At 63.2% G+C, this 14,834-nt stretch carries 16 protein-coding genes; 7 read left to right on the forward strand and 9 right to left on the reverse strand.

The window, feature by feature from the left end; all coding sequences use genetic code 11:
• Positions 1 to 38 precede the first annotated feature (38 nt).
• A complete protein-coding gene (gene greA / locus BI49514_RS11010; protein WP_101546580.1) occupies positions 39 to 533 on the reverse strand; it encodes a transcription elongation factor GreA in 495 nt (164 codons plus the stop codon).
• Between the two features lie 259 nt (positions 534 to 792).
• Positions 793 to 1,218 carry a DUF4307 domain-containing protein gene (locus BI49514_RS11015; RefSeq protein ID WP_101546581.1) on the reverse strand — a complete coding sequence of 142 codons (426 nt, stop codon included), beginning with the start codon at positions 1,216 to 1,218 and terminating at the stop codon, positions 793 to 795.
• Positions 1,219 to 1,341: 123 nt separating this feature from the next.
• On the opposite strand from BI49514_RS11015, the gene mca reads away from it, so the two are divergent.
• Positions 1,342 to 2,352 carry a mycothiol conjugate amidase Mca gene (mca, locus tag BI49514_RS11020; protein WP_101546582.1) on the forward strand — a complete coding sequence of 337 codons (1,011 nt, stop codon included), beginning with the start codon at positions 1,342 to 1,344 and terminating at the stop codon, positions 2,350 to 2,352.
• Positions 2,353 to 2,408: 56 nt separating this feature from the next.
• Positions 2,409 to 2,732: a hypothetical protein gene (locus BI49514_RS16570; RefSeq protein WP_180954380.1), complete on the forward strand. Its 324-nt coding sequence runs from the start codon at positions 2,409 to 2,411 to the stop codon at positions 2,730 to 2,732.
• Positions 2,733 to 2,837: 105 nt separating this feature from the next.
• On the opposite strand, the gene trhA is transcribed toward BI49514_RS16570, so the two are convergent.
• Positions 2,838 to 3,623 (reverse strand): PAQR family membrane homeostasis protein TrhA, encoded by a 786-nt coding sequence (gene trhA / locus BI49514_RS11030; protein WP_101546583.1) that lies wholly within the window; start codon positions 3,621 to 3,623, stop codon positions 2,838 to 2,840.
• 103 nt (positions 3,624 to 3,726) lie between these two features.
• On the opposite strand from trhA, the gene BI49514_RS11035 reads away from it, so the two are divergent.
• Together BI49514_RS11035 and BI49514_RS11040 are read left to right on the forward strand one after the other, a co-directional pair.
• On the forward strand, positions 3,727 to 4,488 hold the full coding sequence (locus tag BI49514_RS11035; protein WP_276330046.1) for an isoprenyl transferase: 762 nt from the start codon (positions 3,727 to 3,729) through the stop codon (positions 4,486 to 4,488).
• Positions 4,489 to 4,699: 211 nt separating this feature from the next.
• Positions 4,700 to 6,007 (forward strand): PhoH family protein, encoded by a 1,308-nt coding sequence (locus BI49514_RS11040; protein WP_101546599.1) that lies wholly within the window; start codon positions 4,700 to 4,702, stop codon positions 6,005 to 6,007.
• 113 nt (positions 6,008 to 6,120) lie between these two features.
• On the opposite strand, the gene BI49514_RS11045 is transcribed toward BI49514_RS11040, so the two are convergent.
• From BI49514_RS11045 to glpX, 3 genes are all read right to left on the reverse strand, one after another.
• The gene (locus tag BI49514_RS11045) at positions 6,121 to 7,524 is read right to left on the reverse strand and encodes a class II fumarate hydratase (RefSeq protein WP_101546585.1); all 1,404 of its coding nucleotides are present in this window, start codon (positions 7,522 to 7,524) and stop codon (positions 6,121 to 6,123) included.
• Positions 7,525 to 7,615: 91 nt separating this feature from the next.
• Complete coding sequence (locus tag BI49514_RS11050; protein WP_025778099.1) at positions 7,616 to 8,242, reverse strand: carbonic anhydrase; 627 nt, start codon at positions 8,240 to 8,242, stop codon at positions 7,616 to 7,618.
• A gap of 60 nt (positions 8,243 to 8,302) precedes the next feature.
• Positions 8,303 to 9,427 (reverse strand): class II fructose-bisphosphatase, encoded by a 1,125-nt coding sequence (glpX, locus tag BI49514_RS11055; RefSeq protein ID WP_180954381.1) that lies wholly within the window; start codon positions 9,425 to 9,427, stop codon positions 8,303 to 8,305.
• Positions 9,428 to 9,625: 198 nt separating this feature from the next.
• Here glpX and BI49514_RS11060 point away from each other — a divergent pair, with 198 nt between their 5' ends.
• A complete protein-coding gene (locus BI49514_RS11060) occupies positions 9,626 to 10,195 on the forward strand; it encodes a DUF4245 family protein (RefSeq protein ID WP_244195069.1) in 570 nt (189 codons plus the stop codon).
• 89 nt (positions 10,196 to 10,284) lie between these two features.
• Here BI49514_RS11060 and BI49514_RS11065 read toward each other — a convergent pair whose 3' ends face one another.
• From BI49514_RS11065 to BI49514_RS11075, 3 genes are all read right to left on the reverse strand, one after another.
• Positions 10,285 to 10,524 carry an exodeoxyribonuclease VII small subunit gene (locus tag BI49514_RS11065; RefSeq protein ID WP_101546588.1) on the reverse strand — a complete coding sequence of 80 codons (240 nt, stop codon included), beginning with the start codon at positions 10,522 to 10,524 and terminating at the stop codon, positions 10,285 to 10,287.
• A gap of 92 nt (positions 10,525 to 10,616) precedes the next feature.
• Entirely contained in the window at positions 10,617 to 11,930 is a 1,314-nt protein-coding gene (xseA, locus tag BI49514_RS11070; RefSeq protein ID WP_101546589.1) for an exodeoxyribonuclease VII large subunit, read from the reverse strand.
• Positions 11,931 to 12,047: 117 nt separating this feature from the next.
• Positions 12,048 to 13,244, reverse strand: coding sequence for a DNA recombination protein RmuC (locus BI49514_RS11075; protein ID WP_101546590.1), 1,197 nt, complete (start codon positions 13,242 to 13,244; stop codon positions 12,048 to 12,050).
• Positions 13,245 to 13,316: 72 nt separating this feature from the next.
• Between BI49514_RS11075 and ychF the strand changes: the two genes are divergently transcribed.
• Together ychF and BI49514_RS16355 are read left to right on the forward strand one after the other, a co-directional pair.
• Positions 13,317 to 14,420 carry a redox-regulated ATPase YchF gene (ychF, locus tag BI49514_RS11080; RefSeq protein ID WP_101546600.1) on the forward strand — a complete coding sequence of 368 codons (1,104 nt, stop codon included), beginning with the start codon at positions 13,317 to 13,319 and terminating at the stop codon, positions 14,418 to 14,420.
• Positions 14,417 to 14,740 (forward strand): hypothetical protein, encoded by a 324-nt coding sequence (locus BI49514_RS16355; protein WP_115614046.1) that lies wholly within the window; start codon positions 14,417 to 14,419, stop codon positions 14,738 to 14,740. Before ychF ends, BI49514_RS16355 begins: the two co-directional genes overlap by 4 nt.
• The last annotated feature ends 94 nt before the right edge of the window (positions 14,741 to 14,834 follow it).

Raw genomic sequence — 14,834 nt, forward strand, 5'->3', positions numbered from 1 at the left:
GGGTGCGATCGCACCCGCCCACTTCTGTTCGGTCTCGATCAGCCGGTGAAGGCTTCGACGGAATCGACCTTGACCTCGATGGTCTTGCCGTTCGGAGCCTCGTATGAGGTCTTGTCTCCGGCCTTGACGCCGAGGACAGCCGCTCCGAGCGGCGACTTCTCCGAGAAGACGTCGATATCGGAGTCTCCGGCGATCTCGCGGTTGCCCAGCAGGAATCGCATGGAGTTGCCGGCAACGCTGGCGGTCACGACGGTTCCGGGTGCCACGGTCTTGCCGTCGCTGTCGCTGGAGCCGACCTTCGCGTTCCGCAGCAGCACCTCGAGCTGGCGGATGCGTGCTTCCTGTTTGCCCTGCTCATCACGCGCTGCGTGATAACCGCTGTTCTCCTTCAAGTCACCCTCGTCGCGGGCGGCTTCGATCTTCTCAGCAATCTCTGCACGACCCGGTCCGGAGAGATGCTCGAGTTCCTTCGACAGGCGGTCAAAGGCTTCCTGGGTCAACCATGTCTCTTCCTGGGTGACTTCCTCGGTCATGACTTCTCCTTCTTCGGTCGGTGCACTGACGGGCGTGTCAGGCAACGAAAAAACCGGGCGTATGGGCACGCCCGGAAGTTGAATGAAACTACAGTGTAACGCATCTGCGGAGAAAAACGATGAGTTCGATCACGCCCCCGGCCGTGAGTCGGAGGTTCGCGACCGCAAGATGCATCCCCATGCGAGAACTATTCGAAGGGACTCGTGCGACCCGGCTTCTGTGCTTCCATCGCGCGGCCGATGCGGTCGAAGGTTCGGCCTATTCGAACCAGCAGGAGTCCACGTGGCCGGAGGCGGCCAGCTGAGTTGTGGCCAGATCCACGTCGATGCGCTTCGGCGAATTCGGATCGGCGTTCGGATCGGCGGGAACGGTCACCTCGGTGAATCCGACGATCGCTTCCTGCTCATTCGTGGCCTGGACGATGCAGTGCACGTCGCGTTCCTGATCAGGAAATATTCCGACGCTGACGCGCGTTGAAGAATCGTCGACAACCGAATAGTCAAGAGTGCGCGGAGTTGTGGGATTAGTCTGCGGGCGGAATGCCCAGACAGCGATGACGGCGACCACCACGGCGAGGACGATGACGGCGATGATCTTCGCCCGACGACTCAGCTCTCGCTTGGTTCTGTTGGTCCGGCCGTAGCGATCATCATGCAGTGGTGGTGCCACTGTTACCTCAGTCATTGAATTCCTCTTTAAGTACTTCGCGCACTAATCTAGAGTAGTCGATCCTCTGCCGGCGATCATGTCAGCCGCAGCGCCGGCAGCAGGTGGCCACCAGGCTGAATCGAAAGGGACATTTAGGATATGACTTCGCTTCCGTACCATGGACTGCGCCTTTTGGCCGTCCATGCCCACCCCGACGACGAATCCTCCAAGGGTGCGGCAACGAGCGCGAAGTACGCTTCACTGGGTGCCCGGGTGCTCATCGCCACCATGACCGGTGGCGAGGCCGGCGATATCCTCAACCCCGCTCTCCTGCAGAGCCCGAAGGCCAGCCGCGACATCGCCGGTCTCCGTCGTGAGGAGATGGCGACCGCTGCCGCAGCCCTCGGAGCCGAACATGTCTGGGTCGGTCACGTCGACTCGGGGCTGCCCGACGGCGATTTCGACAACCAGACTCCTCCCGGATGCTTCTATCGGGTTCCCGACGAGGTGTCGATGCTTCCCCTCGTGCACATCATCCGCACCTTCCGTCCTCAGGTGGTGACCACTTACGACGAGCTGGGCGGATACCCCCACCCCGACCACATCAAGAACCACGCCGTGACCATGGCCGCTGTCGAAGCCGCCGCAGATGCGACCTCGCATCCCGAGCTCGGCGAACCGTGGCAGGTGCAGAAGATCTACTTCAATCAGGACCTGTCGGCGAAGAAGTGGATCACGATCCACGAGAAGATGCTCGAGGCGGGACTCGAGTCCCCGTTCGCCGACCACCTCGAGGATTTCAAGAAGCGAGACAACCAGCGCCACAACTGGCTGAGCACCCGCATCTCCTGCTCCGAGTTCTTCCCCGCCCGTGATCGCGCGCTGCTCTCCCACGCCACTCAGATCGACCCCGAAGGCGGCTTCTTCTCCGCGTCGCGCAAGGCCGCTCGCACGTACTGGCCGACCGAAGAGTTCGAACTGGCTCTCGACCTCACCGGCCGAGAACCGCTGAACCGGGAACTGGACTTCCAGGAGACCGACCTGTTCGCCGCCGTGACCTTCGATGACGGTCGTCGCGTTCCCGACGAGGGGATGCTCCCGGACTCGCCGCCTGCCGACGACCTCGACGCCGATTCCGCCGTCCCGACCGAAAGCGACACCCGCGCATGATCTTCGCGTCCTCTCCAACCCCGACTCCGGACGGAGGCACACCGGACCCGGATCTGGTGACACCCGGAACCATCGGCTTCCTGGCCACCCTCGCCATTGTCATCCTGACGATCTTCCTCATCCGGGGCCTCATGCGTCGTGTCCGTCGGGTGCGGGCGCACTCGAGCGCCAGCGATGCCTATCCGATCCCGCTGCGCAGGCATGTGGTGCCCAACCAGTCGAAGCTCTCAGGGCCGGAGGCACCCGAACCGGACACCGCTGACAGCGACTCCGACTCGGCCGCCGATACCGGATCATCCGATGCAGATCGCCGAGGCGGCTCGACGGCGGAGCCGATCGATTCCTCCGAATCCACTGACGAACGGGATGAACGATCCTGAGGCTCTGAGTTCTGAGGCTTTGAGGTCGTGAGCACACAGACAACGGCGCGATCACCGGTCGGTGATCGCGCCGTGTGCGTCCGCCCGGACTCAGTCGAATGGAGTTCAGTAGGCTGCTGCGGCGGCGATGATGAGTGCGGCGAGGTGGCAGCCGTAGCCGAGGATCGTGAAGATGTGGAAGATCTCATGGAAGCCGAGCCACTTCGGTGAGGGGTTCGGGCGCTTGATCCCGTAGATCACCGCGCCGGCGATGTAGCACACGCCGCCGACGACGACGAGGAGCCCGACGGGGAAGTTCGTGGCCCAGATCTGGGGAATGTACCCGACTCCGGCGACGCCGAACCCGACGTAGATCGGGACGAAGAGCCACCTCGGCGCGGTGGTGAAGATCGTACGGAAGGCAGCGCCGAGTGCGGCGGCACCCCACAGCACGGACAGCAGGAGGACTGCCTGGTCGGTGCGGAGCATCAGCACTGCCAGCGGTGTGTACGTGCCGGCGGTGATGAGGAAGATATTCGCGTGGTCGAGCCGCCGCAGGACGAGGCGGACGCGGGTGCGCCAGCGGCCGCGGTGATAGACGGCGGAGGTGCCGAAGAGCAGCATGCCGGTGACGGCGAAGATCGCGGCGGCGATGCGCGACTCGATGGTCGGGGAGATGATCACCAATGCCAGGCCGCCGATCATCGCCAGAGGGAACGCCCCGGCGTGGAACCAACCGCGCAGCTTCGGCTTGACCTGACCCGCCAACTTCGTCAGTTCGGCGCGCAGTGCTGAGCGGCGACGGGCGATGCGGTGGTCATCGGCGCGCGGAATGTCATCCGCACCCGCTGAACCGACCGGCCCGGAGCCGTCGGGAACGCCCGGAGAGGAATCAGTGAGCGAAGCATTCATAGCTCCATGGTAGCCAGCGTACCTGAGGCCTCATTCAGCATCGTCGGCTAGTAGTCTGTACAGTATTCGAACCGACCGACGACCCATGTGGAAGAGGACAGCTGTGGCGCGACCCGTGAACCTGCTCTATCGGCTGTACGAGCGACGGCTCAAACGTGAGCTCGACAAGTCGGTTCCGGTTCCACGTCACGTCGGAGTCATCACCGACGGCAACCGCAGGTGGGCCAAGGAGTTCGGTGCGACGACCGCTGACGGTCACCGCGCCGGAGCGGCGAAGATCGTCGAGTTCCTCGGCTGGTGCCACGAGATCGATGTGGAGATCGTCACTCTCTACGTTCTGTCCAAAGAGAACCTCGCCCGCTCGGCAGAAGAGGTGTCGATCCTCATCGAGATCATCTCGGACCTGGTGGAGAAGATTGCGGCACTCGACGGCGTCGGCGTCCAGCTCGTCGGTGACCTCGACATCGTTCCCCCGGATCTGCGTGCCCGCCTCGAAGCGGTGTCGACGACCGAGCACTGCGGAATGCGCGTCAACGTCGCCGTCGGCTACGGCGGTCGGCAGGAGATCGTCAATGCGGTGAAGTCCCTGCTGCGCACACGGGCCGACGACGGCACGGACCTGGAGTCGATCATCTCCGAACTGTCGCCGGAGCAGATCGGCGAACACCTCTACACCAAGGGCCAACCCGATCCCGATCTCATCATCCGCTCCTCGGGAGAGCAGCGACTCTCCGGCTTCCTCATGTGGCAGAGCGCCTATTCGGAGTTCTACTTCTGCGAAGCCTATTGGCCGGACTTCCGCCGTACGGACTTCCTCCGAGCCGTGCGCGACTACGGTCTGCGGCAGCGGCGTTTCGGCAAATAGGTCGTGTCCGCCGCCGGCGAGATCTGACGGCCGTCTGAGGGCGGAATCCCGCATTCACTCGAAGTTCATGACCCTGACTTGCCCGAGCACGCGTGCCGCTGCCGCCTGAGGGGGCGAACCGGGTTAGGTTTGCTGTAGTTGGTCGACACCAACCCGAGATCGGGGGATGTCAGAACCGGATCTCGGCGGAACTCACGCCTCAGAGGTCCTCATGGCTGAAAAAGTCCACACCTACGTTCTCGACACCTCGGTGCTGCTGTCGGATCCCGGGGCGCTTCTGCGCTTCGCCGAACACCACGTCGTCATCCCGCTCATCGTCGTCTCCGAGCTCGAGGGTAAGCGCAATCATCCCGAACTCGGCTTCACGGCTCGAAAAGCCCTCCACATCCTCGACGATTTCCGTTCCGACTACGACCGATTGGATCAGCCTATTCCGGTCGGTGATGCGGGCGGAACTCTGCGGGTCGAGCTCAACCACATCGACGCCTCGACGATGCCGGTCGGCTTCGACCGTACGGAGAACGACACCCGCATCCTGGCAGTGGCCCGCAACCTCTCTGCCGAAGGCTGTGACGTGGTCGTCGTGACCAAGGACGTGCCGATGCGAGTGAAAGCTTCTGCTTTGGGGCTGCACGCGGAGGAGTATCTGGCGGAGCTGGCAGTCGACTCCGGGTTCACCGGGATGAGCGAGCTCGGCCTCGACGACGAGCAGATGAGCGAGTTCTACGATTCGGGGTCGGTCGTCACCGAGGATGTCTCCGACGAGGTGGTCAACACCGGGGTCGTCATCACCTCACCGCGCGGATCCGGACTGGGACGGGTGCGCAGCGGCAACCGAGTGTCGATGGTGCGCGGGGATCGTGACATCTTCGGCGTCCACGGACGGTCGGCGGAACAGCGGATCGCCATAGACATGCTGCTCGACGACGCTCTGGGGATCGTGTCGATGGGAGGGCGAGCCGGAACGGGGAAGTCCGCGTTGGCCCTCATGGCAGGCCTGCAGAAGGTGCTCGAGGAGAACAAGCATTCGAAGATCATGGTCTTCCGTCCCCTCTACGCCGTGGGCGGGCAGAACCTCGGCTATCTGCCCGGCAGCGAAGGGGAGAAGATGAACCCCTGGGCGGAGGCCGTGTTCGATACCCTCAGCGCGCTGGTGAGCAAGAACGTCATCGACGAGGTGGTCAACAGGGAGATCCTCGAGGTGCTTCCGCTCACCCACATCCGCGGACGGTCCCTCCACGATGCGTTCGTCATCGTCGATGAGGCCCAGTCGTTGGAGCGCAATGTTCTGTTGACCGTGCTCTCACGCATCGGAATGAACTCGAAGGTGGTGCTCACCCACGATGTCGCCCAGCGCGACAACCTGCGGGTGGGCAGGCACGACGGGGTCGCCGCGGTGGTCGAGAAGCTCAAGGGCCACGACCTGTTCGCGCATGTCACGCTGACGCGGTCGGAGAGGTCGGAGATCGCGGCTCTGGTCACCGATGTGCTCGAGGAGTTCGACCCATTCCGTTCCTGAGCCGCTGTGGTCCGGAACGCGAGTAGACAGTGAGCCGCTGAACGGATCGAGAGAACGAAACGGCGCCCGGACGATTTCGTCCGGGCGCCGTGCTGATCAGTCAGATCGGCGACTTACTTGTAGTTGCCGATCATTGTGGTGACATCGAGGGCCTTGTCGAGGTCCGCCTCGGTGATGGAGCCGTTCTCGACGAAGCCGAGAGCGATCGTCGCTTCCTTGACGGTCATCTTCTCGGCCACAGCATGCTTGGCGATCTTCGCCGCAGCTTCGTAGCCGATGACCTTGTTCAGCGGGGTGACGATGGAGGGGCTCGCCTCGGCGAGGAAGCGGGCACGCTCCTCGTTGGCGGTGAGCCCGTCGATCATCTTCTCGGCCATGACGGTCGAGGCGTTCGCGAGCAGGCGGATCGACTCGAGCAGGTTCGAGGCCATGACGGGGATGCCGACGTTGAGCTCGAACGCGCCGTTGGTCGACGACAGCGACACGGAGGTGTCGTTGCCGATGACCTGGGCGGCGACCTGAATGGTGGCCTCGCAGATGACCGGGTTGACCTTGCCGGGCATGATCGACGAACCGGGCTGCAGGTCGGGGATGGCGATCTCGCCGAGGCCGGTGTTCGGTCCCGAACCCATCCAGCGCAGGTCGTTGCAGATCTTCATGTAACCGTAGGCGATGGTCCGCAGCTGACCGGAGGCCTCGACGAGTCCGTCGCGATTGGCCTGGGCCTCGAAGTGGTTGCGAGCCTCGGTGATCGGCAGTCCGGTCTCCTCGGCAAGGATCTCGACCACGCGGGAGGAGAAGCCGTCGGGGGTGTTGATGCCGGTGCCCACAGCGGTTCCGCCCTGCGGGACCTCCGCCACGCGCGGCAGGGAAGCCTCGATGCGCTCGATTCCGTAGCGGACCTGAGCTGCGTAGCCGCCGAACTCCTGACCGAGAGTCACAGGAGTGGCATCCATGAGGTGGGTGCGTCCGGACTTGACGATGGAGGAGAACTCCTTCGCCTTCTTCTCCAGCGAAGTCGCCAGGGTGTCCATGGCCGGGATGAGGGTGTTGACCAGGGCCTTGGTCACTGCCAGGTGCACCGAGGTGGGGAAGACGTCGTTCGACGACTGCGAGGCGTTGACGTGGTCGTTCGGGTGGACGTTGATTCCGTCGGCTTCGAGCGCCTTGGTCGCCAACGAGGCAAGGACCTCGTTGGTGTTCATGTTCGACGAGGTTCCCGAGCCGGTCTGGAACACGTCGATCGGGAAGTGGGCGTCGAATTCGCCTGCGATGACCCGATCGGCGGCGTTCTGGATGGCTGTGGCGCGGGCTTCGTCAAGCACGCCGAGTTCGGCGTTGGCCTTGGCTGCGGCCTTCTTCACCTGTGCCAGTGCGGCGATGTGTGCTGATTCGAGGGTCTTGCCGGAGATCGGGAAGTTCTCGACGGCACGCTGGGTCTGGGCGCTGTAGAGGGCGTCCTTGGGGACTTTGACCTCACCCATGGTGTCGTGTTCGATGCGAAATTCTTCGGTCATTGTTGTCCTTTCCGTTGGGTGCCGGGGAAATGATTGCGGAGCTCAGGCTCGTTGGGAAACTGAACGGCTGACCACCGAGGTGGCCGGTCGCTCAAGAAGCATAGGTGGAGACCGCGGCCTCGTCGCCTCCGTATTGGGCGACGACCGTGGTGTGGCCATCGTGGAGTTGGTAGGTGAGTCCGACGATGATGAGTCGGCCCTCATCGACAGCGGTCTTGATGATCGTGGACAGCTGCATGATTTTGTCGACCGTGTCCATGGTGTTCTGACCGACGGTCTCGTTGATCGTGGTGCGCCCGTTCTTGCGGGCCCGGGCCACTGTCGGCAGGATGCGGGCGACGACGTCGGAGATGAATCCCGGGGGAGTCTCACCCGAGTCGTAGGCGTTGTAGGCGGCGGTCACGGCCCCGCAGCTGTCGTGGCCGAGCACGACGAGCAGGGGAGTGCCGAGCATCTCGACGCCGTATTCGAGCGAGCCCAAGGTGACAGGATCGACGACTTGTCCGGCATTGCGCACGACGAACATGTCACCGAGGCCGACATCGAAGATCATCTCAGCGGCGACTCGGGAATCCGAGCAGCCGAAGAGAGTGACGAACGGGGTCTGGCTGTCCGACAGGGATTCGCGTCGCGCCGTGTCCTGGTTGGGGTGCCGCGGGACATCGTCGACGAAACGCTGATTTCCCTCGAGGAGTCGCTTCCACGCCTGATTGGGCATTGCTTTCGCACCTGCTTCCGAATTGTGTGCATCGTACCCGGGCCCGGGTGCGATTGGAGGTCAGACCAGTCCGCGGCGTGCGGCTTCTTCGGCGGCCTCCACGTATGAGTGGGTCTTCGCTGCCTGGTGCTCGGCGAAGACCTGACGGACGGTTCCCGACTTCGACCGCATCACCAGGGAATGCGTGGTGACGTGGTTGCCCTGGAACTTCACGCCATCGAGCAGATCGCCGTTGGTGATGCCCGTGGCAACGAAGTAGCTGTTGTCACCGGTGACGAGGTCGTCGGTGTTGAGTACCTTGTTGACGTCGAGGCCGGCCTTGGAGGCGGCTTCGCGTTCGGTGTCGTCCTGCGGCCACAGTCGGCCCTGGATGACTCCGCCGAGTGCTTTGATGGCGCAGGCGGTGATGATGCCCTCGGGGGTACCGCCGATGCCCATGAGCATGTCGACGCCGGTTCCGGGACGGCAGGCGGCGATGGCTCCGGCGACGTCGCCATCGGTGATGAGCTGGATGCGGGCTCCGGCGGCGCGGATCTCATCGATCATCTGCTGGTGGCGGGGACGGTCGAGGATCATCACCGTCACCGAGGCGGGATCCTTCGTTCCCTTCGCCTTGGCGACGCGGCGGATGTTCTCAGCGATCGGCAGACGCATGTCGACGGCATCAGCGGCATCGGGGCCGGTGACGAGCTTCTCCATGTAGAACACGGCAGAGGGGTCATACATCGCGCCGTCTTCGGTCACAGCCATGACAGAGATCGCATTGGGCATGCCCAGAGCGGTCAGGCGAGTGCCGTCGATCGGGTCGACAGCAACATCGCAGTGCGGTCCGCCGCCGTCGCCGACCTGCTCGCCGTTGAAGAGCATCGGAGCTTCGTCCTTCTCACCCTCGCCGATGACCACGGTGCCGGCCATGCGGACGGTGGAGATGACATTGCGCATCGCGGCCACGGCCGCTCCGTCGGCTGCGTTCTTGTCGCCGCGGCCGACCCAGGGGGCGGCGGCGATGGCTGCGGCTTCGGTGACTCGGACGAGCTCCAGAGCCAAGTTGCGGTCGGGAGCATCCGACTCGACCTGAGCCTTCTGTGACCATGAGTCGGTCACTGCGACAGGCGGAGCCTCCTCATCAACTCGTCCTCGGTCATGGTGAGATTTCGCGTCAACAGGCTCTTTGGAGTCACTCATGCATCCAATTGTGCCACCACTGTGATCGGGGTCGCGACAGCGGTGTCCGCTTGTGGCCGCAGTCACGTCCTCGGACTGGAATTGGCCCTTCACGCGCGAGCCGAGGACAATGGCGGTGTGAATGTCCGAAATGCTGCTGACGAGACGGGTGCTGCGACGGTCGCCGACACGGTGACACAGAGCCCCAAGGGAGAGTCCATGCCTGACGAGTCCGGAGTGATGCTGCCGGGGTCCCGGGAGGAGATGCGCTTCCTGCGCAAGCACTCGAACTGGGTCAATATGGTCATCGCTATCCTCGCCTGCCTGGCGGTCGTCATCGGGATCCTGTTCCTGGCCCCACAGCCCGAAGTCGACTCGGAACGAGTCATCGACTACCAGGGCATCGCCGAACAGTCCCAGGGCAACGCGGACTTCGACCTCATCGTTCCGCAGATCCCACGAGGATGGACATCGAACGAAGCCAGCCTCGATCGGGTGGGCGACTCAGAATACACATCGTGGTACATGTCGTTCATCGGTCCAGGCGATCAGTGGGTGAGCATCGAACAGGCCGAGGCCAGTGAGAACTGGACGAAGCGGAAGACCGATGACGGCGTCTCTGCGGAGAAGGTCACTGTCGGCGGTGCCGATTTCCAGATCTACCGCACCTCTGAGGCGAAGGAATACTGGGTGACGAACAAGGGCGATATGTACGTCGTCCTCACCGCCACGGCAGCCCCGGACACCATCAACACATTCGCCGACCAGGTGGCCGCACAGCTGAAGTGATCGCGGCCGGTACGCGTCAGCTGTGATGCCCGCCGCCAGACGGCGGCGGGGTCACTCTGCCAGCGCCGTCGTTCAATCTGCGCCGTCGGTCAGTCCGCGTCCTCGGACGTCTCCTCACGAGCCTTGTCAAGGCGTTCCCGAGCTCCATCGAGCCACGCTTGGCACCGGTCAGCCAATGCTTCGCCGCGCTCCCACAGCCGCAGCGACTCTTCGAGCGGCAGATTGCCTGTCTCCAGTCTTTTGACGGTCATGACGAGTTCTTCGCGCGCCTGTTCGTAGCTCAGCGTGCTGATATCGGGCTGATCCTGCTGGGTCATCGGTTCGGTCATCGGACTCTCCTTCGCCGTGTGGGTGGTCTGTTCGGCAGTGTGGGTGGACTGTGGATCGGACGTTGGGTTGTGGACAGCGGGCAGAGCCGCCGTCAGTCGGCCGTCGTCTCTGTCTCTTCTCCCGCTTCGGGGGTGACTTCGGTGATCTCTGCATCGAAGCGACCCTGAGCGACCCGCACGTGGACGGTATCGCCGGCGGCCACCTCGGCGGCACTGCGGACGGCCTGACCGTCATCGGTCTGTACGACGGCATAACCGCGTTCCAAGGTCCTCAAAGGGGAGAGGGACCGTGCCTGGGAGCGGAGATGATGGATCTCGTTCTGAGCTTGGATGACGAGGCCGTTCGTCGCCTGCAGACTGCGACGGCGAATCATGGTGAGTTCGTTCTCGTGCGCGGTGATCATCGTCTGCGGCTCGGCGAGCACGGGGCGTGACCGGACGGCGGTGAGCATCTCCTGTTCGCGGTCGAGGATGCGGTTGACTGCCGCCTCGAGTTCAGCACGGGCGCGCAGCAGATTCATGCCTTCTTCGGCAACATCGGGCACGATCCTCTTCGCCGCATCTGTGGGCGTCGACGCCCTGAGGTCGGCGACCTCGTCGAGGATCGGTCGATCAGCCTCATGCCCGATCGCCGAGACCACGGGGGTCTGAGCTGCGGAGACAGCGCGGACGAGAGCCTCGTTGGAGAACGGCAGGAGGTCTTCCATGCTTCCGCCGCCGCGGGCGATGACGATGACGTCGATCTGCGGATCGGCATCGAGTTCGGCGAGGTTCTTCATCACGCCCGGGACCGCGTCGGGACCTTGGACGGCACAGTTGCGGACTTCGAACTCGGCTGCCGGCCAGCGCAGATGGACATTGCGGATGACGTCTTTCTGGGCGTCCGAATCGCGTCCGGTGATCAGCCCGATCCGGTTGGGCAGGAACGGCAGGCGCATCTTGCGACTCGGATCGAAGAGACCTTCTGCCGAGAGCTGCTTCTTCAAACGCTCGAGGCGAGCGAGGAGTTCGCCGAGACCGACGGCGCGGATGTCGTTGGCGCGCATCGTCAGGCGGCCGGTCTTCGTCCAGAAGTCGGCTTTGAGATTGGCGACGACGTGGCTGCCCTCGGTCAGAGGAGCCCCGGTGCGGTCGAGGACGTTCTTCCAGATCTGGACCGGCAAGGACATCTCGACATCGGTGTCGCGCAGGGTCAGGTAGCTGGCCTTGCCGCGATGGTTGAGCTCGACGACCTGCCCTTCGATCCACACGCTCGACATGCGGTCGATATAGGACTTCATCTTCGAAGACAGCAGACTCAGCGGCCACGGATTCTCCGCCGTGGTCTCGGCTGCGGTGGCGGCGAGCTCCTTCGGCTCGGCTGTTTCACCGAGCGTGCCGGGAGTGCCGGAAATTCGTTGCGCCATTTGAGTCCCCTTCCGATCTCCCAGCCTAGCGAACTGCACCGACATGGCTCATCCCGGCATTGTGTCGGGGTGCCGGGCCGGCACTGCGCCGGTGGTGTTGGACGGGCTGGTCAGACATCAGTGTGTTCCCGTCTGTCGGCCGCGCAGATCAGTCGGTCCGGGATCATCGAAGTCCATGGCCCGTGGGCGACTGAGCTCGGCGGCACTGATTCCGCGAGAACGAGTATCGAGTTCGGCCACGGCGTCGAGCTCGTCGGCGACGATTCCCGTCGAGGGGAACTTTCGCGCGGTGACGAGGAAGCGCGACTCCAGCGAGGAGACGAACCGGTTGTAGTCCTCGACGGAGCGGTCTAGGCTGGCACCCATCCGTGACACGTGGGTGACAAGGGTGCCGATACGTTCGTAGAGTTCCGTGCCGAGTCGGAGCACCTCGGCCGCCGAGGTGGACATGTCCGCCTGCCGCCAGTTGAGCGCCACGGTCTTCAACAGCACCAGCAGAGTCGCTGGTGAGGCGAGGACGACGTTCTTGCCCAGTGCATGATCGATCATCTTCGGGTAGCTTGCCGCGGCCGCGGAGAGCAGACCGTCGGTGGGCACGAAACAGACGACGAAGTCGGGGGAGGCATCGAACGCCTTCCAGTACTCCTTCGACGCCAGGGCATCAACATGGCGCAACAGGGCGCGGGCATGGTCCTGACCGCCCGTGCCGGAGTCGGCCGCCTCGACGGAGTCCTTGTTCATCCGTGCCGACAACGGTGTCTTCGCATCAATGACGATCGTGCCGCCACCGGGCAGATGGACGACCATATCGGGGCGGTGGCGCTTGCCGTCCCGGTCGGCGCTGACCTGCGTGTCGAAGTCGACGTGGGGGAGGAGGCCGGCATATTCGACGATGCGTTTGAGCTGGACTTCGCCCCAGTCTCCACGGTGGGTCGTCGAATTCAAAGCGTTGGCCAGTGACCCGGTCGATTCCTGGAGGCGGAGGTTCTGTTGGCTGAGGTGCCCGATCTGGGAGTTCAGTCGGGTGATCTGTTCGATCTGCGTGCGGTCCTGGGAGTGCAGGTTCTCCTGCAGATTCTTCACGCTTGCCGCCAACGGCCCGATGGCGGCAGTGATCTCACCGGCCATCTGCGCATCGGCCTCGAGATCTTCGGTGCGCTCGGACAGGATGCGTGACGTGGTCTCGGCGCGAGTGAGTCTCTCGAGATAGCGGGAACGGGTGAGACTGCGGCCGAGGAGGAATCCGAGCGCGGCGGCGAGGACGATCGCCACGATGAAGGCGATGATGACTGCGGATGCGGGGAAAGCATTCATGGTCCCAGGGTGACAGACGGCACTGACACGAGAATTCGAGGACCACCTCGGTGACGGCTAGACTTGGATACCGTGGCTTTGACTATTGGAATCGTGGGACTGCCCAATGTCGGCAAGTCGACCATGTTTAACGCACTGACCAAGAACCAAGTTCTCGCGGCGAACTACCCGTTCGCGACGATCGAACCGAACGTGGGCGTGGTCCCGCTGCCGGACGAGCGACTTACGCGACTGGCTGAGATCTTCGGCTCCGAACGCATCCTCAATGCCACCGTCGACTTCGTCGATATCGCTGGAATCGTGCGCGGTGCCTCTGAAGGGGAAGGCCTGGGCAACCAGTTCCTCGCCAACATCCGTGAAGCCGATGCGATCTGTCAGGTCATCCGCGGATTCGTCGACGACGATGTTGTCCACGTCGACGGCAAGATCAGCCCCGCCGATGACATCGATACGATCAACACCGAGCTCATCCTCGCCGACCTCCAGACATTGGAGAAGGCTCGGCCCAGGATCGAGAAGGAAGTCAAGGGCAAGCGCGCTCCTGCTGAGCAGCTGACTGCGATCGATGCCGCCACCGAGATCCTCGAAGGCGGGCGGACGCTCTACCAGGCGATGCAGGCCGACAAGTTCGATGTCAGCGCCCTGCGCGAGCTGCAGCTGATGACGGTCAAGCCCTTCCTCTACGTCTTCAATGTCGACGACGAGGTGCTCGCCGATGAGGATAAGAAGAACGAGATGCGGGCACTGGTGGCTCCCGTCGAGGCGATCTTCCTCGACGCGAAGTTCGAGTCCGAACTCGCCGAGCTCGACGAAGAAGAGGCCCGGGAGATGCTCGAATCGACCGGTCAGGAGGAGAGCGGACTCGACCAACTCGCCCGCGTCGGCTTCGACACTCTCGGTCTGCAGACCTATCTGACGGCCGGGCCCAAGGAATCCCGTGCGTGGACGATTCCGAAGGGCGCCACCGCCCCCGAAGCGGCCGGAGTCATCCATACCGACTTCCAGAAGGGCTTCATCAAGGCCGAGATCGTGTCCTTCGATGATCTCGATGCGAACGGTTCGATGGCTGCCGCGAAGTCCGCCGGCAAGGTCCGGATGGAAGGCAAGGACTACATCATGGTCGACGGCGACGTCGTCGAATTTCGGACAGGGCTTACGTCTGGAAGTAAGAGATGAGCGTCGCTAAGCAACAGCGCTCTGACATGAGTTATAAACCTGACGGGGGAGCTCCTGACGCGCTATTTGATTTGTCGGCGGGATCCTCACGCGAAATCTTGAACTTCGCCGATGATAAGAACTTCGTTCCTGTGAGGGAGGGGAACTTCCAGCCACAGGTTGTCGCACCAGAAGGAACGATCTTTCAAGGAGACTCGACCGAATGGCTCCGGTCACTCGAGCCCACATCCGTAGACCTGATCTTTGCTGATCCGCCGTACAATATTAAGAAGGCGGATTGGGATAACTGGCTCTTCGTAATTGAGAGTGTAGATCGGTGATTCCAGGATACGGCGAGTCGCTGCGCGGATAGACGTCGAGGTCTTCCGATGATGGAAGTTCTCACACAATCCATCCGAAAGACCTCGACGTGGC

It is taken from the genome of Brevibacterium iodinum ATCC 49514 (assembly GCF_900169265.1).
GTDB classification, from domain to species: Bacteria; Actinomycetota; Actinomycetes; order Actinomycetales; family Brevibacteriaceae; genus Brevibacterium; species Brevibacterium iodinum.

What these genes read in the sequence shown, in the direction of transcription:
- greA (WP_101546580.1), bottom strand. Translation starts at nt 533, where the DNA reads ATGACCGAGGAAGTCACCCAGGAAGAGACATGGTTGACCCAGGAAGCC.
- BI49514_RS11015 (WP_101546581.1), bottom strand. Translation starts at nt 1,218, where the DNA reads ATGACTGAGGTAACAGTGGCACCACCACTGCATGATGATCGCTACGGC.
- mca (WP_101546582.1), top strand. Translation starts at nt 1,342, where the DNA reads ATGACTTCGCTTCCGTACCATGGACTGCGCCTTTTGGCCGTCCATGCC.
- trhA (WP_101546583.1), bottom strand. Translation starts at nt 3,623, where the DNA reads ATGAATGCTTCGCTCACTGATTCCTCTCCGGGCGTTCCCGACGGCTCC.
- BI49514_RS11040 (WP_101546599.1), top strand. Translation starts at nt 4,700, where the DNA reads ATGGCTGAAAAAGTCCACACCTACGTTCTCGACACCTCGGTGCTGCTG.
- BI49514_RS11045 (WP_101546585.1), bottom strand. Translation starts at nt 7,524, where the DNA reads ATGACCGAAGAATTTCGCATCGAACACGACACCATGGGTGAGGTCAAA.
- BI49514_RS11050 (WP_025778099.1), bottom strand. Translation starts at nt 8,242, where the DNA reads ATGCCCAATCAGGCGTGGAAGCGACTCCTCGAGGGAAATCAGCGTTTC.
- glpX (WP_180954381.1), bottom strand. Translation starts at nt 9,427, where the DNA reads ATGAGTGACTCCAAAGAGCCTGTTGACGCGAAATCTCACCATGACCGA.
- BI49514_RS11060 (WP_244195069.1), top strand. Translation starts at nt 9,626, where the DNA reads ATGCCTGACGAGTCCGGAGTGATGCTGCCGGGGTCCCGGGAGGAGATG.
- BI49514_RS11065 (WP_101546588.1), bottom strand. Translation starts at nt 10,524, where the DNA reads ATGACCGAACCGATGACCCAGCAGGATCAGCCCGATATCAGCACGCTG.
- xseA (WP_101546589.1), bottom strand. Translation starts at nt 11,930, where the DNA reads ATGGCGCAACGAATTTCCGGCACTCCCGGCACGCTCGGTGAAACAGCC.
- BI49514_RS11075 (WP_101546590.1), bottom strand. Translation starts at nt 13,244, where the DNA reads ATGAATGCTTTCCCCGCATCCGCAGTCATCATCGCCTTCATCGTGGCG.
- BI49514_RS16355 (WP_115614046.1), top strand. Translation starts at nt 14,417, where the DNA reads ATGAGCGTCGCTAAGCAACAGCGCTCTGACATGAGTTATAAACCTGAC.